General features: G+C 68.9%; 13 protein-coding genes and 1 riboswitch. Of the genes, 9 read left to right on the forward strand and 4 right to left on the reverse strand.

Features of this window, described 5'->3' with window-relative positions; genetic code table 11:
* Window positions 1–75: 75 nt before the first annotated feature.
* The 4 genes from ACIO3O_RS11975 to ACIO3O_RS11990 all read right to left on the reverse strand — a co-directional run bounded on the left by ACIO3O_RS11975 (window position 76) and on the right by ACIO3O_RS11990 (window position 4,914).
* The gene (locus ACIO3O_RS11975) at window positions 76–1,599 is read right to left on the reverse strand and encodes a glycoside hydrolase family 3 protein (RefSeq protein WP_401744728.1); all 1,524 of its coding nucleotides are present in this window, start codon (window positions 1,597–1,599) and stop codon (window positions 76–78) included.
* A gap of 8 nt (window positions 1,600–1,607) precedes the next feature.
* The gene (locus ACIO3O_RS11980) at window positions 1,608–2,411 is read right to left on the reverse strand and encodes a carbohydrate ABC transporter permease (protein ID WP_401744899.1); all 804 of its coding nucleotides are present in this window, start codon (window positions 2,409–2,411) and stop codon (window positions 1,608–1,610) included.
* An 86-nt stretch (window positions 2,412–2,497) separates the two neighbouring features.
* Window positions 2,498–3,493, reverse strand: a complete 996-nt coding sequence (locus tag ACIO3O_RS11985) for a carbohydrate ABC transporter permease (protein WP_401744729.1) — start codon at window positions 3,491–3,493, stop codon at window positions 2,498–2,500.
* Between the two features lie 134 nt (window positions 3,494–3,627).
* Window positions 3,628–4,914 carry an extracellular solute-binding protein gene (locus ACIO3O_RS11990; protein WP_401744730.1) on the reverse strand — a complete coding sequence of 429 codons (1,287 nt, stop codon included), beginning with the start codon at window positions 4,912–4,914 and terminating at the stop codon, window positions 3,628–3,630.
* 370 nt (window positions 4,915–5,284) lie between these two features.
* Between ACIO3O_RS11990 and ACIO3O_RS11995 the strand changes: the two genes are divergently transcribed.
* The 9 genes from ACIO3O_RS11995 (at window position 5,285) to ACIO3O_RS12035 (ending at window position 14,886) form a co-directional block, all read left to right on the forward strand.
* Window positions 5,285–6,094, forward strand: a complete 810-nt coding sequence (locus ACIO3O_RS11995) for a GntR family transcriptional regulator (protein ID WP_401744900.1) — start codon at window positions 5,285–5,287, stop codon at window positions 6,092–6,094.
* Window positions 6,095–6,373: 279 nt separating this feature from the next.
* The gene (locus tag ACIO3O_RS12000; protein ID WP_401744731.1) at window positions 6,374–6,658 is read left to right on the forward strand and encodes a hypothetical protein; all 285 of its coding nucleotides are present in this window, start codon (window positions 6,374–6,376) and stop codon (window positions 6,656–6,658) included.
* A 207-nt stretch (window positions 6,659–6,865) separates the two neighbouring features.
* Entirely contained in the window at window positions 6,866–9,094 is a 2,229-nt protein-coding gene (locus ACIO3O_RS12005; protein ID WP_401744732.1) for a carbon starvation CstA family protein, read from the forward strand.
* Window positions 9,091–9,336, forward strand: coding sequence for a YbdD/YjiX family protein (locus ACIO3O_RS12010; RefSeq protein ID WP_401744733.1), 246 nt, complete (start codon window positions 9,091–9,093; stop codon window positions 9,334–9,336). Before ACIO3O_RS12005 ends, ACIO3O_RS12010 begins: the two co-directional genes overlap by 4 nt.
* Window positions 9,337–9,437: 101 nt before the next feature.
* Window positions 9,438–9,938, forward strand: a complete 501-nt coding sequence (locus tag ACIO3O_RS12015; protein ID WP_401744734.1) for a GNAT family N-acetyltransferase — start codon at window positions 9,438–9,440, stop codon at window positions 9,936–9,938.
* Between the two features lie 82 nt (window positions 9,939–10,020).
* A riboswitch (cobalamin riboswitch) is annotated at window positions 10,021–10,162 on the forward strand.
* 142 nt (window positions 10,163–10,304) lie between these two features.
* The gene (locus ACIO3O_RS12020; protein WP_401744735.1) at window positions 10,305–12,704 is read left to right on the forward strand and encodes a ribonucleoside-diphosphate reductase subunit alpha; all 2,400 of its coding nucleotides are present in this window, start codon (window positions 10,305–10,307) and stop codon (window positions 12,702–12,704) included.
* Window positions 12,704–13,720, forward strand: a complete 1,017-nt coding sequence (locus ACIO3O_RS12025; RefSeq protein WP_401744736.1) for a ribonucleotide-diphosphate reductase subunit beta — start codon at window positions 12,704–12,706, stop codon at window positions 13,718–13,720. The genes ACIO3O_RS12020 and ACIO3O_RS12025 overlap by 1 nt, the downstream gene beginning before the upstream one ends.
* A 130-nt stretch (window positions 13,721–13,850) precedes the next feature.
* Complete coding sequence (locus tag ACIO3O_RS12030) at window positions 13,851–14,711, forward strand: Scr1 family TA system antitoxin-like transcriptional regulator (protein WP_401744737.1); 861 nt, start codon at window positions 13,851–13,853, stop codon at window positions 14,709–14,711.
* Window positions 14,683–14,886, forward strand: a complete 204-nt coding sequence (locus ACIO3O_RS12035) for a DUF397 domain-containing protein (RefSeq protein ID WP_401744738.1) — start codon at window positions 14,683–14,685, stop codon at window positions 14,884–14,886. The genes ACIO3O_RS12030 and ACIO3O_RS12035 overlap by 29 nt, the downstream gene beginning before the upstream one ends.
* Window positions 14,887–15,602: the final 716 nt, after the last annotated feature.

Raw genomic sequence — 15,602 nt, forward strand, 5'->3', positions numbered from 1 at the left:
AGCCTCGGACCCACCGCATACGAAAGGCCGGGCACCCCCGCAGTGGGGGCCCGGCCTTTCGGGTGTGCGGGGTGGCTAGCGGCCCGTGATGGCCTCCGCGGCCGCCTCGCCGCAGACCCTCGCCGCGCCGTGCGTGGCCACGTGCAGCGCGCCGCGCGGGGTCGACTGGGGCACGCCCATCTCGACCACGACCGTGTCCGGACGGGCCGTCAGGAGTGCGTCCAGGGCGGCCGCCATCCACGGGTGACGGTGCTCGTCCCGTACGACGGCGACGATCCGGCGCTCCCCCGCGGCGGCCAGGACGGCCTCGGCCGAGCCGGTCTCCGCGTCGAAGGTGCCCGTCTCGGTGCCCGGGAGCAGCCGCGCCAGGTCGGCGGCGACGCCCCACGGGGTCTCGTCGCCCACCGCGATGTTCGCGACCGGGGTCAGCGCGGCGACGTACGGCGCGGACGTGACGGGGGTGGCGCCCGGGGCGCGGGTGACGGTGACGGCACGGCGGGCGGCGACCAGGCCGATGGTCTCGTGGTTCTCGTTGCCGGGCGCGGTCCCCTCCTGCACTTCCGCGCCCGGCCCCGAAGCCTCACGGGCCTGCTGCGTCCACGTCGCGAGGGAGCGAACCCTCGCGGCCGCGTCCGCCAGCCGCTCCTCCGGCAGTTCACCGGAGCGGACCGCCGCCACCAGCGCGTCGCGCAGGCGCAGGACGGTCTCCTCGTCGGCGAGGCCGCCGCCGACGCAGATCGCGTCGGCGCCCGCGGCGATCGCCAGGACGGAGCCGCGCTCGATTCCGTACGTCGCGGAGATGGCCTGCATCTCCATGCCGTCCGTGATGATCAGCCCCTGGTAGCCCAGTTCCTCCCGGAGCAGACCGGTCAGGATCTGCGGGCTGAGAGTCGCGGGACGGGTGGGGTCGAGCGCAGGGAGAAGAATATGCGCACTCATGACCGATTTGGAACCGGCGGCGATCGCAGCCCGGAAAGGGACCAGTTCACGGGCGTGCAATGTGTCCAGGCCCACATCGATGCGGGGCATGTCGTGGTGCGAGTCGACATTGGTGTCGCCGTGCCCCGGGAAGTGCTTGGTGCAGGCGGCGACGCCGGAGGCCTGGAGGCCCTCGACGTACGCGGCCGTGTGCCGGGCGACGAGCTCCGGGTCGGCGCCGAAGGACCGGACGCCGATGACCGGGTTGCCAGGGTCGGAGTTCACGTCCGCCGACGGGGCCCAGTTGAGGTTCACGCCGCACGCGGCCAGGCGGCGGCCCAGCTCGCGGGCGACGTCACGTGTCAGGGCCACGTCGTCGACCGCGCCGAGGGCGAGGTTGCCGGGGAAGGAGGAGCCGCCGCGCACTTCGAGGCGGGTGACGTCGCCGCCCTCCTCGTCGATGGCGACCAGCACGTCGTCGCGCTCGGCGCGCAGCTGGGCGGTGAGGGCCGCGAGCTGCTCCGGGGATGCGATGTTGCGGCCGAACAGGCCGACGGAGGAGAGGCCTTCGCCGACGCTGCGCAGCAGCCAGTCGGGGGCGGAGGTGCCGGTGAAGCCGGGCTGCAGGACGGCGAGGGCGTCCCGGGTGACGGTGTCCGAGCGGGTGATGAGCGTCGTCATGGGTGAGGTCATCCCTTCACTGCGCCGGCCGTCAGACCTGCGGCCATCTTGCGCTGGACGATGAGGAAGAGGATCACGATGGGCACGGCCATCATGGTCGAGCCGGCCATCATCGGTGCGTACTCGGTGCCCTGCTTGGTGGTGAAGTTGCCGAGCCACACGGTGGCCGTCTGGTTCTGCTGGCTCATCAGCATGAGGGCGTACAGGTACTCGTTCCAGGCCTGGATGAAGCCGTAGACCGAGGTGGCGACGATGCCCGGGGCCAGCAGCGGGAAGACGACCCGCACGAAGGCGGAGGTGCGGGTGCAGCCGTCGACCATCGCCGCCTCCTCCAGCTCCTTGGGGATGTTGACGATGAAACCGCGCAGCGTCCACACCGTGAAGGGCAGGATGAAGGTCAGGTACGTGATGATCAGGCCGGTGAGCTTGTCGTACTGCCCGAGGTCGTTCAGCAGCAGGAAGACCGGGATGATCATGGCGACCAGCGGGACCATCTGGACCGCGAGGATGCCGACGATGACGGCCTTGCGGCCGCGGAAGGCGAACCGGGAGATGGCGAGCGCGGCCAGCAGGCCGACGATCATGCCGATGACCACGACGACCAGCGAGACGATCAGGCTGCGCCCGACCGGACCCCAGAAGTCGGAGACCTGGAACGCCCGGGTGAAGTTGTCCAGGGTGAACTCGGTCGGGAAGAAGTGCGGGTTGGGGTCGATCGCGTCCTTGGCGGGCTTGAACGCGGTGTTCAGCATCCAGTAGACGGGGAACCCGGCGGTCACGAAGACCAGCAGGCCGATCAGGTTCCAGCCCAGCTTGGTCTTCTTGCGGCGCGGCTTGGCGGCCTTGCCGGAGGCGGTGGACGTGGCGGTGGTGACGGCGGGAGCCGCTGCGGTCGTGGTCACTCCACCTCTCCGATCTTGAGCATCTGACGCATGTAGACGGCGACGACGCCGAGCAGGAGCAGGACGGTCACCAGGGCGATCGCCGAGCCGCCGGAGTAGTCGTTGACCACGAAGGCCTTGTCGTACGAGTAGGTGGTGAGCAGCTGGAACTCGGCCTCGGGGTGGCCGTTGCGCATCACGAAGACCTGCGGGAAGACACCCATGTCCCAGATCAGCGAGAGCGTCGTGAGCATCACGATGATCGGCTTGAGGATGGGGAGGGTGACGTAGCGGAAGACCTTGACGGCGCCCGCGCCGTCGAGCCGGGCGGCCTCCTCCAGCTCCTTGGGGACCTGGGTGAGTCCGGCGCTGAGGGTGATGACGACGAACGGCACCGCGCCCCAGACGACCAGCAGCATGATGACCGCGAGGCCCTGGGGGCCGCTGGCGAACCAGTTGTGGCCGCTCATCTCGACGCCCGGGAGCTTGTCGAGGAGGTAGTTCAGGACGCCGTAGTCGCTGTCGAACATCCACTTGAAGACGGTGGTGGAGACGACGATCGGCATGCCCCAGCTGGCGATCAGGGCGACGTTGATGAGGATCTTGACCCAGCCGGCGACCTTCTGCAGCAGCAGGGCGATCATCATGCCGACGACCATCGTGAAGACGACCGCGCCGACGGCGAACAGGATCGTGCGCAGCACGACGGCCCAGAACTCGCTGTCGGAGAAGAGCTTGGTGAAGTTCGCGAGGCCGACCGAGGTGGTCTCCTTGAAGCCCCACAGCTGGGACTTCCCGAAGTCCTGGAAGGAGAGGGTGACCAGGCGGACCAGCGGGTAGCCGAGAACCAGGACGAGCACGACGAGGCAGGGCGCGAGCAGTGCCCAGGGAGCCGCGGCTGTGCCGTTTCTCGTCATACGGCCCGGCTTCTTCCCGGGGGCGCCGGTGCTGCCCGGCGACGGTGCCTGCCGCGTGGGCGGCACCTTGGCGGTGGTTGTCTCTGCGGCACTCATCGCGCGCTCCTCAGCGATCCCTCTCGTACAACTGCATTCGCGCCGTGCTGCTCCCTCTTCCCCTCAGGGACCCGGGAGGGTTCGGCACGGGCAGGCAGCAGGGCCCCGCCGAGCGGCGGGGCCCTGCTGGCGGGTCACTTGGTGTTGATGACCTTGTCGATCGCGGCGTCGGCGACCTTGGCCGCGTCGGCGACGGACTTCTTGCCGGTGCCGATCTCCTGGAGCATGGTCTTGAGGACCTGCGCCTTCTCGATCTGGCCCCAGCCCGGTGCCATCGGCACGAACCAGCTGGACTCGGCGGCGGTGGCGGGAACGGCCGTCTTCGGGTCGTTCTTCAGCGGCGCGAGGTCCGTCTTGTTGTTGGGCAGGTTGCCCTTGGCGGCGAGGACCTTCTGGCCGTCCTTGCCGGTGAAGGCGTTGATCCACTCGGCGGCGGCCTCCTGCGACTTGGACTTGGCGGGCACCGCCAGGTCCGAGCCACCGAGGAAGACCGGCATGGCCTTGCCGGACGGGCCGGGCATCACGAAGTTCTCAAGCTTGGTGTCGAGCTTGCCGACCTTGTCGTTCTCCTTCGTGGCGGCCGTCGCACCCTCCCAGCCGGCGCCGAAGATCATGGCCGAGTTGCCCTGGCCGAAGACGACCGGACGGTCGGACTCGTCCTTGGTCTTGTCGGCGTGCATGTAGGTGTCGAGCACCTTCTTGTACTCGGTCAGGCCCTTCTGGGACTCCGGCGAGGAGAGGTTGGCCTTGAACTTGCCGCCCTCCTCCTTCGCGATGGAGCCACCGGCCTCGTACACGAAGGACATCGCGGCGTACCAGTCCGGCGAGGGCTGGTACCAGGCGCTGAACTTGTCGCCCTTCTTCTTCTGGATCTTCTCCAGGGAGTCGGTGAGCTCCTTGTACGTCTTCGGAGCCGCCTTGACGCCGGCCTCCTCGGCGATGTCCTTGCGCCAGGTGCCGACACGGCCGCCCGCGTAGTAGGGGACGCCGTAGGTCTTGCCCTCGTACGTCACGGAGGCCTTCAGGCCGTCCAGCCACGCGTCGGACTGGTCGAACTTCTTCGGGTCGACCTCGGCGAAGGCACCGGTGGCGATGTAGCTGAGCATCTCGGTGTTGCCCATCTCGACCACGTCCGGAGCGTTGTCCGTGGCGAGGACGGCGTCCAGCTTCGCGTTCTTGTCCGGCCAGCCGTAGTACTCGTGCTTGATCTTCAGGCCCGGGTACTTCTTGGTGACCGCGTCGTCCGCGGACTTGACCAGCTCGGGCCAGTTCTTCTGTGCGTCGACAGTGAGCCAGACGGTCAGTTCCTTGGTGTCGGCCGCCTTTTCGCCGCCGCCGGCGGACTTGGTGTCCGAACCGCACGCCGCAACGCCGACCAACATGCCGGCGACGCCAATCGCCGCGATGAGCTTGCGCTTCATTACGCCACTCTCCTGCTCAGGGATGCCTGCAACCCCCTGCCCACCGCGAGGACAACGCACGAAGTACGGCCTGTGGGACTGGGACCTGGTCTTTAATGGTTTAGACCAGTAGCTGGAGCTTGGCCTAGACCTTTTGGGGTGTCAAGGGTGTGTAAGACCACTCGTTGCGTCCGTTATCGGACCGACACCTGGCCCCGCACGAGGCCGCACAACAGCCCCTGCAGCCACCGCGTTCCCACGCGTCGCGGTGTATAAGAGGGAATCGCGCGGAGCCCGAGCCCCGCGCGGCGGACCGTGCCACCATCCATGTGAGCCGCGACAGACGGAGGAGCCGGTGACGGCAGCAGCGCAGGAGCCGGAAGGGCGGACCATGATCACCGACGGGGGACGCACGGAGACCAGCACGGGAGCAGACACGGGAGCCACCGCGAGCGGTACGGCGACGGAGGCCGCCGCCCCCACCCGCACCGCCCGCGTCCCGAAGTACTACCGCCTCAAGCGGCATCTGCTCGACATGACCGAAACCCTCCCCCCGGGCACCCCGGTGCCCCCGGAGCGCACCCTCGCCGCCGAGTTCGACACCTCCCGCACCACCGTGCGCCAGGCCCTCCAGGAGCTGGTGGTCGAGGGGCGCCTGGAGCGCATCCAGGGCAAGGGCACCTTCGTCGCCAAGCCGAAGGTCTCGCAGTCCCTCCAACTCACCTCGTACACCGAGGACATGAGGGCCCAGGGCCTCGAACCCACCTCGCAGCTCCTGGACATCGGGTACGTCACCGCCGACGACACCCTCGCCGGGCTTCTGGACATCACCGCCGGCGGACGCGTCCTGCGCATCGAGCGGCTGCGCCTGGCGAGCGGCGAACCGATGGCGATCGAGACAACCCACCTGTCCGCCAAGCGATTTCCGGCCCTGCGCCGCTCACTGGTGAAGTACACCTCGCTCTACACCGCCCTCGCCGAGGTCTACGACGTACGCCTCTCCGAGGCCGAGGAGACCATCGAGACCTCCCTCGCCACCCCGCGCGAGGCGGGGCTGCTGGGCACGGACGTGGGCCTGCCGATGCTGATGCTCTCGCGCCACTCCCTCGACAAGAACGGCGAGCCCGTGGAGTGGGTCCGCTCGGTCTACCGCGGCGACCGCTACAAGTTCGTGGCGAGGCTCCAGCGCCCGCAGGACTGACCGCCAGAACCGACCACGGAGACGGTGCGTTTGAGGCTTGATCCAGGACCTCGACCGCATCCGGTCCCCGTGACCGCCCGGGCATCCGTCCAGGTGCGCACGGTGGGCGCGGCTCCCGCGCCCCGTCGCGGTACAGCTTTTTCCGGCCAGCCACTTGGTCTAGTCCATTGACCCGCACGGGGCCGTCAAGAAGGATCGTGGACGCCAGGTGGCCACCGGCAAGCACCGCGCTCGACCCGTTCCGCACCTACCCGGATCCACCGAAAGGCGCGTCATCCCATGAGGAAAAAGGCACAGCTGGCGGCAGTGACCCTGGCGGGCGGCATGCTCGCCCTCACCATGTCCACCTCGGCGCACGCGGCAGGCGGCCCCACCAACCTGACGGGCAAGGGCTGCCCCTCCTCGTACGACAACAACTCCGGTGGCGTCCGCTGGATCCAGACGCTGAAGAGCAAGACCCAGTCCTCGACGCAGCGTTGGTACGGCCTCTACAAGGTCGTCTACCTCAAGCCGAACACGCAGGAGCCGGTCAGCCAGCCGAACCGCGAGTACGCCTGCTGGTAGTCCCGCCCCGGGGCCGTCGACCACGTCGGCGGCCCCGTTCCACAACCCGGCCCCCTCCCCCGCGAGTTGACGCTGGTCCCGCGCTGACCTGCAATGGTCGGCCCGTGTCCGTACCGATATACGGACAGGGGGTTACGCAGCGCGGTCGCAGCCCCTAGATTTCGCGCACGTTACGACTGTAAAGATCGCGCGAGGGGACGGATCGCCATGGCAGAGCCGAGACCGACAGCGGAGACCGAGCAGGCCGGGGCCGCCCCGGAGCCCGCCCGGCGCAGGCCGTCGCCCAAGTCGGTGGCGATCTGGTCCCTGGTGGCGATCGTCGGCGCGGCCGGCTGGGCGGTGCTCGCGCTGTCCCGCGGCGAGGACGTGTCCGCCGCGTGGATGCTGGCGGCGGCCCTCGGCTCGTACGCCATCGCGTACCGCTTCTACTCGAAGTTCATCGCCAACCGGGTGCTCAAGGTCGACAAGACCCGCGCCACCCCGGCCGAACTGAACAACGACGGCGTGGACTTCCACCCCACCGACCGGCGCGTCCTGTTCGGGCACCACTTCGCGGCCATCGCGGGCGCGGGTCCGCTGGTCGGGCCCGTGCTGGCGGCCCAGATGGGCTATCTGCCGGGCACGATCTGGATCGTCGCGGGCGTGATCTTCGCGGGCGCGGTCCAGGACATGGTCACGCTGTTCTTCTCCACCCGCCGCAACGGCCGTTCGCTCGGCCAGATCGCGCGGGACGAGATCGGCGCGGTCGGCGGCGCGGCGGCGCTCATCGCCGTGTTCGCGATCATGATCATCCTGCTCGCGGTGCTCGCCCTGATCATCGTGAACGCGCTGGCCGAGTCCCCCTGGGGCGTCTTCTCCATCGGCATGACCATCCCGATCGCCCTCTTCATGGGCATCTACCTGCGCATCCTGCGCCCGGGCCGGGTCACCGAGGTCTCCCTGATCGGCGTCGCGCTGCTGCTGCTCGCCATCGTCGCGGGCGGCTGGGTCGCGGAGTCCTCGTGGGCGGAGACCTTCACGCTGGAGCCGGGCACGCTGGTCATCTGGATGGTGGTCTACGGCTTCCTCGCCTCGGTCCTCCCGGTGTGGCTGCTGCTCGCCCCGCGCGACTACCTCTCCACCTTCATGAAGGTCGGCACGATAGGGCTGCTCGCGGTGGGCGTGCTGATCGCGCTGCCGACGCTGAAGATGGACGGCATCACCAAGTTCGCCACCAGCGGGACGGGTCCCGTCTTCGCGGGCTCGCTCTTCCCGTTCGTCTTCATCACCATCGCGTGCGGCGCGCTCTCCGGCTTCCACTCCCTCATCTCCTCGGGCACCACCCCGAAGATGATCCAGAAGGAGACGCAGATCCGGACGATCGGCTACGGCTCCATGCTGGTCGAGTCGTTCGTCGCGATCATGGCGCTGATCGCCGCCTGCATCATCGACCCGGGCCTGTACTTCGCGGTCAACGCGCCCGCGGGCGTGGTCGGCGACACCGTGCAGGCCGCGTCCCAGGCGGTCGGGAACCTCGGCTTCACCATCTCCCCCGACGCCCTGGCGCAGGCCGCCAAGGACGTCGAGGAGGCCAGCCTGCTGCACCGTACGGGTGGCGCGCCGACCTTCGCGCTCGGCCTCTCCGAGATCTTCTCGGCGGCCTTCGGCGGGGCCGCGATGAAGGCGTTCTGGTACCACTTCGCCATCATGTTCGAGGCGCTGTTCATCCTGACGACGCTCGACGCGGGCACCCGGGTCGGCCGGTTCATGCTCCAGGACATGCTGGGCAACGTCTACAAGCCGTTCAAGAACGTCAGCTGGAAGCCCGGCGTCTGGATCGCCAGCGCCATCGTCGTCATCGCCTGGGGCTACTTCCTGTGGGTCGGCGTGCACGACCCGCTGGGCGGCATCAACCAGCTCTTCCCGCTGTTCGGCATCGCCAACCAGCTCCTCGCGGCCGTCGCGCTCGCCGTCTGCACCACGCTGCTGATCAAGTCCGGACGCCTCAAGTACGCCTGGGTGACGGCCGTTCCGCTGCTGTGGGACGTCGCGGTCACGCTCACCGCGAGCTGGCAGAAGATCTTCTCCGACGACCCCAAGGTCGGCTTCTTCGCCCAGCGCGACGTCTACCAGACCGCTCTCGACAAGGGCCTCGACAAGGTCGGACTCGCCAAGAACCGGGAGCAGATGGAGACCATCGTCACCAACTCCACGGTGGACGGCGTCCTTTCGATCCTCTTCGCCGTACTGATCGTGGTCGTCCTCTTCGAGGCCTGCCGCGCCTGCCTGAAGGCGATCCGCCACCCGGCGGCGGTCACCCTCAGCGAGACGGCGTACGTGAAGTCGAAGATCGTCGCCCCGGCCTCGCTGTTCGCCACCAAGGAGGAGAAGGCCGAGCTGGCCGCCGCGGGCCTCGGCCCGGACGGCCGCCCGCTGAAGGAGGAGAGCACGGTATGAGCACCGGGGCACTGCGGCACGTGAGCACGGGAGCCCTGCGCAGCGCGGCAGCATGGCGGCACCGGCTGTCCCGGCTGCGGTGGTTCGTGCGCGAGCTGACGGGCGAGGCGACGTACGACCGTTACGTCGCCCACGCCCGCTCGCACGACCCGAACGCCCCGGTCATGTCCCGCCGCGCCTTCGAGCGCAGCCGCACCGACGCCCGCGAGGGCGACCCGCGCGAGGGCTTCCGCTGCTGCTGAGCCTGCTGCTGAGCCGGTCCGGCCGGCTGTCGTACGGCCCGGTGTCCCGCCCCTCGATACGGGGTGGGACACCGGGCCGTCGCCGTTGCACACTGCCGGGCATGGACATGCGCATCCGCATCGCGGAACCCGCCGAATACACCGCTGTGGGCGAGATCACCGCCCACGCCTACCTGGACGACGGCCTCCTCTCCCACGGCGCGCAGGACACCTACCTGCCGGTCCTGCGCGACGCCGCCTCCCGCGCCGAGAAGGCCGAGCTGCTGGTCGCCGTGGACGCCGACGGGACGGTGCTGGGCACCGTCACCTATGCTCCCCAGGGCAGCCCCCTCCAGGACATCGCCGTCGCCGGCGAGGCCGAATTCCGCATGCTCGCGGTCGCGCACGCGGCGCGGGGCCTCGGCGTGGGCGGGGCACTCGTACGGGCCTGCATCGACCGCGCACGGGCCGAGGAAGGCGTCGTACGGCTGGTGATGTCGACCCAGCCGACGATGCTCGGCGCGCACCGGATCTACGAGCGTCTGGGCTTCGTACGAACGCCCGAGAAGGACTGGGAACCGCTGCCCGGACTGGGCCTGCTGACGTACGAATTGGGGCTTTAGCCCCTATGCACGGGGCCCTCCGGCCTGCTTCCGCCGGTGAAGTGTTACGCCACGCGACACAACATGTGGTGGGTTCCCCAACGGGCACCCACCACATGTATGCTCGTCCTCGCTGTCGCCGCAGGGGAATCCGGTGAGAATCCGGAACTGTCCCGCAACGGTGTGTCATGTGCGCATTTGCGCACCGCCAAGTCCGAGGACCTGCCGACGGCTCATCCGGCTCGACCGAACCGGATACCGATACGTCCGGGCCCCGAGGATGGGCCGGTGGACGCCAGGCGACGTGCGCCCTTTTCCGGGCTGCCGTGTGCTCGCGCGCCCCCGCTCCTCCCCGTGGCCCCGCGCCGAGCGAGGGAGAGCCCCCACGTGACCATCGCGCCAGTCGATCCGGCCATCGCCGAGCAGAGTCAGGACAGTCAGGACGCCCCCGGGACCGCGCTGCTGCGCACCCTGACCGACCTGACCGCCGACCTGACCGACACCGACCCCGGCCGGGTCGCCGCCGCCGCCCTGCGTGGGCGCAACGCGCGCTCGGACGCCGCCGAGCTCCGGGAGCTCGCCACCGAGGCCGCCGCCGGTCTCATCTCCGAGGACCCCGCCTACTCGCGCCTCGCCGCGCGCCTCCTCGCCCGGACGATCCGGGACGAAGCCGCCACCCAGGGTGTGGGCTGCTTCTCCGAGTCCGTCTCCGTCGGTCACCGCGAAGGGCTCATCGCGGACCGCACGGCCGACTTCGTCGCCAAGCACGCGGCGGCGCTGGACGAGCTGATCGACCTCGACGGCGACAACCGCTTCGAGTACTTCGGCCTGCGCACGGTCTACAGCCGGTACCTCCTGCGCCACCCCATCACCCGCCAGGTGATCGAGACCCCGCAGCACTTCATGCTGCGCGTGGCCTCCGGTCTGGCCGAGGACGACAGCGAGCGGGCTCTCGCCGAGGTCGCCTCGCTCTACCAGCTGATGAGCCGCCTGGACTACCTCCCGTCCTCGCCGACGCTCTTCAACTCCGGCACCCGCCACCCGCAGATGTCGTCCTGCTACCTCCTCGACTCCCCTCTCGACGAGCTGGACTCCATCTACGACCGCTACCACCAGGTCGCGCGCCTCTCCAAGCACGCGGGCGGCATCGGCCTCTCGTACTCGCGCATCCGCGCCCGAGGCTCCCTGATCCGCGGCACCAACGGCCACTCCAACGGCATCGTCCCGTTCCTGAAGACGCTCGACGCCTCCGTCGCGGCCGTCAACCAGGGCGGCCGCCGCAAGGGCGCCGCAGCGGTCTACCTGGAGACCTGGCACGCGGACATCGAGGAGTTCCTGGAGCTCCGCGACAACACGGGCGAGGACGCCCGCCGCACCCACAACCTGAACCTCGCCCACTGGATCCCGGACGAGTTCATGCGCCGCGTGGACCAGGACGGCCAGTGGTCCCTCTTCTCCCCCGCCGACGTCCCCGAGCTGGTGGACCTGTGGGGCGACGACTTCGACGCCGCCTACCGCAAGGCGGAGGCCGCCGGTCTCGCCAAGAAGTCCATGTCGGCCCGCGAGCTGTACGGCCGCATGATGCGCACCCTCGCGCAGACCGGCAACGGCTGGATGACGTTCAAGGACGCCTCCAACCGCACCGCCAACCAGACGGCGGAGCCCGGCCACACGGTCCACTCCTCCAACCTGTGCACCGAGATCCTCGAGGTCACCAACGACGGCGAAACGGCCGTCTGCAACCTCGGCTCGGTCAACATGGGCGCCTTCGTCCTCGACAGCGGCGAGATCGACTGGGACCGCCTGGACAAGACGGTCCACACGGCCGTCACCTTCCTCGACCGCGTCGTGGACATCAACTTCTACCCGACCGAGCAGGCCGGGAAGTCCAACTCCACGTGGCGCCCGGTGGGCCTGGGCGCGATGGGCCTCCAGGACGTCTTCTTCAAGCTGAAGCTGCCGTTCGACTCCCCGGAGGCGGCCGCACTCTCCACTCGTATCGCCGAGCGCATCATGCTCGCCGCGTACGAGGCCTCCTGCGACCTCGCCGAGCGCGCGGGCACCTTCCCCGCCTGGGACAAGACCCGCGCCGCGCGCGGCGTCCTGCACCCCGACCACTACGGCGTCACGCCCACCTGGCCGGAGCGCTGGGACGCCCTGCGCGCCCGCGTCGCCAAGACCGGCATGCGCAACTCGCTCCTCCTCGCCATCGCGCCGACCGCCACGATCGCCTCGATCGCGGGCGTGTACGAGTGCATCGAGCCGCAGGTCTCCAACCTCTTCAAGCGCGAGACGCTCTCCGGCGAGTTCCTCCAGGTCAACTCGTACCTGGTGCGCGACCTCAAGGAGCTCGGCGTCTGGGACGCCCAGACCCGCGAGGCACTGCGCGACGCGTCCGGTTCGGTCCAGGGCTTCAACTGGATCCCGCAGGAGGTCCGCGACCTCTACCGCACCGCCTGGGAGATCCCGCAGCGCGGCCTGATCGACATGGCGGCGGCCCGCACCCCGTACCTCGACCAGTCCCAGTCCCTCAACCTCTTCCTGGAAACGCCCACCATCGGCAAGCTCAGCTCGATGTACGCGTACGCCTGGAAGAAGGGCCTGAAGACGACGTACTACCTGCGCTCGCGCCCGGCCACCCGGATCGCCCGCGCCGCCGGCTCGCAGGCGTCCGCCGCGGCCCCGGCCCCCACCACCCTCCCCGCCCAGCAGGTGACGGACGTATCGGACGCCGAAGCGCTCGCCTGCTCCCTTGAGAACCCCGAGTCCTGCGAGGCCTGCCAGTAATGAGCACCAACAGCGAAAAGAACCTCCTCGACCCGGGCTTCGAGCTGACCCTCCGCCCGATGCGCTACCCGGACTTCTACGAGCGCTACCGGGACGCGATCAAGAACACCTGGACCGTCGAGGAGGTCGACCTCCACTCGGACGTCGCGGACCTCGCGAAGCTGACCCCGGGCGAGCAGCACATGATCGGCCGCCTCGTCGCTTTCTTCGCGACCGGCGACTCGATCGTCTCCAACAACCTGGTGCTCACGCTCTACAAGCACATCAACTCCCCCGAGGCGCGGCTCTACCTCTCCCGCCAGCTCTTCGAGGAAGCCGTCCACGTCCAGTTCTACTTGACGCTCCTGGACACCTACCTCCCCGACCCGGAGGACCGCGCCGCGGCCTTCGACGCGGTCGAGGAGATCCCCTCCATCCGCGAGAAGGCGCAGTTCTGCTTCAAGTGGATGGACTCGGTCGAGAAGATCGACCGCCTGGAGACGAAGGCCGACCGCCGCCGCTTCCTGCTCAACCTGATCTGCTTCGCGGCGTGCATCGAGGGCCTGTTCTTCTACGGCGCCTTCGCGTACGTGTACTGGTTCCGCTCGCGGGGCCTGCTGCACGGTCTCGCAACGGGGACGAACTGGGTGTTCCGTGACGAGACCATGCACATGAACTTCGCGTTCGAGGTCGTGGACACCGTCCGCAAGGAGGAGCCCGAGCTCTTCGACGACGAGCTCCAGCAGCAGGTCACCGACATGCTGAAGGAAGCGGTCGCCGCTGAGCTGCAGTTCGGCCGCGACCTGTGCGGCGAGGGCCTGCCGGGCATGAACACCGAGTCCATGCGCGAGTACCTGGAGTGCGTCGCCGACCAGCGCCTGGAGCGTCTCGGCTTCCCGAAGGTGTACGGGTCCTCCAACCCGTTCTCCTTCATGGAGCTCCAGGGCGTCCAGGAGCTGACGAACTTCTTCGAGCGCCGGGTCTCCGCGTACCAGGTGGCCGTCGAGGGCACCGTCGGTTTCGACGACGACTTCTAGGCCGTACTGCGGTACGCACGCTTGAGGGCCCCCTCGCCGGATGGGGTGGAACGCATCCGTTCCGCCTACGGGGAGGGGGCCCTCGGCGTATCTTGCGGGGGCAACCCGTCGCCCCTGCAAGGGAGTTGAGATGCAACCAGACCCCTCTTCGCTGCCCAGGCCCCAGCCCCGCAAGGCCACCACCCCGTACGGAGGGGAGCTGAGGGCCCGCCGCGAAAAGGCGGGGCTCACTCAGGAAGAGCTGGCCGCACGGGCCTTCATGACCCAAAGCCATATCGCGCACATCGAGGCGGGGAGGCGCATTCCCTCGCTGAACGACGCACGCCGCCTGGACGAAATCCTCCAGACGGGAGGGGTGTTCGTACGATTCCTTCCGGACGCGAAGAAGCGGAAGGTCGCCAAGCACTTCGAGGCGGCACGGGAGTTGGAGTCCCAGGCCTGCATGATCCGGGAGTTCGGGCTCACCCTGATCCCGGGCCTGTTGCAGACCGAGGGGTACATGCGGGCGGTGTTCCGCGCCTACTTCCCCGTCAAGAGCAAGGAGAAGCTCGAAGAGGCGGTCACTGCGCGGCTGGAGCGGGCGCACATTCTGGAAGATCCCCTGTTGCCCCACATGACCGCGCTGCTGGACGAGGCCGCACTGCGTCGTCCTCATGGTGGACCCGCTGTCATGGCGGAGCAGTTGAGGCATGTCATCGAGTTGGGGGAGCGGGACCGGGTGCGGGTGCACGTGCTTCCGTTCGAGGTGGGAAGTCATGCACTGGTCGAAAGCAGTCTGACGCTCATGTGGTTCGACGACATGCCACCTGCGGCCTATACCGATGGCCTGCACTCGGGAAATCTCATCGACGAGGAGCCGGTAGTACTCCGGTGCCAGACCTCCTACGATCTAGCCCTGGGTGACGCACTGTCGCACGAGAAGTCCCTGGCACTGCTCAGGGGGATCGCAGAGGAATATGAGCATGAGCACCGAAGCACCGGCATGGCGTAAGTCCAGCTACAGCGGCGGCAGCGAGGGCAACTGCCTCGAATTCGCCCCCAACCTGCCCGGCATCGTCCCTGTCCGCGACACCAAGACCCCCGCTGGCCCCACCCTCACCTTCACCAGCGCGGCCTGGAACGCCTTCCTCGCTCTGCCCAGGCAGGGAGAAGCCCTGAGGAGCTGAACGCGGCTGCCGCCCAAGCGAATTGAGACCCGCCCCGTACAGCAGGTCGGGCCTTTGCGCGAGACCGCACCGCCGGCTGACCGCTCCCGGAGCCGGGGGGGCGGTGTTGGGGTGGGCCCGGATCGGGTGTTGGTGGGGCCGTCCTCTGGACCGGAGTGTGGCGCTTACGGGGAGCCCGTCAAGGGCGCTCCTTTGTCGCGTCGGCTTCGCCGATTTCGCTGTCGCTCCACCCTTGACGGGCTCCCCTCCAGCGCAGGTTTCGTTTTGCGGAGGACGGCCGAAAAATGGCCCCGGGGAAGGTCCGGGAAGTAGCCGCCCGCCGTTGCCGGGCGGCGGGTGTGTGGGTGGGGGCTCCGGGAAACAGCCCGGGTTGCTCGTCAGCCGTCGGTGAGTGGGTGGGGTGTCGGCTCGTGGTGGCGGGAGCGTGCGTCTGATGGCTGCCGGTGGGGGTGCGCCGACCTCAATGGGGCTGCCGGGCTGGGCTTTGCGGGTGCGGGCCGCCGTAGGGCCAGTGCTCAAGCTGGTTGCTGATGTGAGTGGGTGGATTCCAGGGAAGTAGCCGTGCTGGGACATATACGTTGGACGCACATAAGGTCATCCCATCCCCGGAATCCCGGCCCCGCCACGTCTGATACCCCGGAGGGAGAAGGGGAGTTCATCGAAACCGCGACGGGCGGGCGGTGAGGGAGGTGGCCGTGCTGGGACATATACGTTCG

The organism is Streptomyces sp. NPDC087440 (assembly GCF_044744005.1).
GTDB lineage: Bacteria > Actinomycetota > Actinomycetes > Streptomycetales > Streptomycetaceae > Streptomyces.

Excerpts from the sequence above, each read along its gene's own strand:
- ACIO3O_RS12030 (WP_401744737.1), top strand. The coding sequence starts at position 13,851 with ATGCAACCAGACCCCTCTTCGCTGCCCAGGCCCCAGCCCCGCAAGGCC.
- ACIO3O_RS11990 (WP_401744730.1), bottom strand. The coding sequence starts at position 4,914 with ATGAAGCGCAAGCTCATCGCGGCGATTGGCGTCGCCGGCATGTTGGTC.
- ACIO3O_RS11985 (WP_401744729.1), bottom strand. The coding sequence starts at position 3,493 with ATGAGTGCCGCAGAGACAACCACCGCCAAGGTGCCGCCCACGCGGCAG.
- ACIO3O_RS11975 (WP_401744728.1), bottom strand. The coding sequence starts at position 1,599 with ATGACGACGCTCATCACCCGCTCGGACACCGTCACCCGGGACGCCCTC.
- ACIO3O_RS12010 (WP_401744733.1), top strand. The coding sequence starts at position 9,091 with ATGAGCACCGGGGCACTGCGGCACGTGAGCACGGGAGCCCTGCGCAGC.
- ACIO3O_RS12025 (WP_401744736.1), top strand. The coding sequence starts at position 12,704 with ATGAGCACCAACAGCGAAAAGAACCTCCTCGACCCGGGCTTCGAGCTG.
- ACIO3O_RS12015 (WP_401744734.1), top strand. The coding sequence starts at position 9,438 with ATGGACATGCGCATCCGCATCGCGGAACCCGCCGAATACACCGCTGTG.
- ACIO3O_RS12035 (WP_401744738.1), top strand. The coding sequence starts at position 14,683 with ATGAGCACCGAAGCACCGGCATGGCGTAAGTCCAGCTACAGCGGCGGC.
- ACIO3O_RS12000 (WP_401744731.1), top strand. The coding sequence starts at position 6,374 with ATGAGGAAAAAGGCACAGCTGGCGGCAGTGACCCTGGCGGGCGGCATG.
- ACIO3O_RS12005 (WP_401744732.1), top strand. The coding sequence starts at position 6,866 with ATGGCAGAGCCGAGACCGACAGCGGAGACCGAGCAGGCCGGGGCCGCC.
- ACIO3O_RS11995 (WP_401744900.1), top strand. The coding sequence starts at position 5,285 with ATGATCACCGACGGGGGACGCACGGAGACCAGCACGGGAGCAGACACG.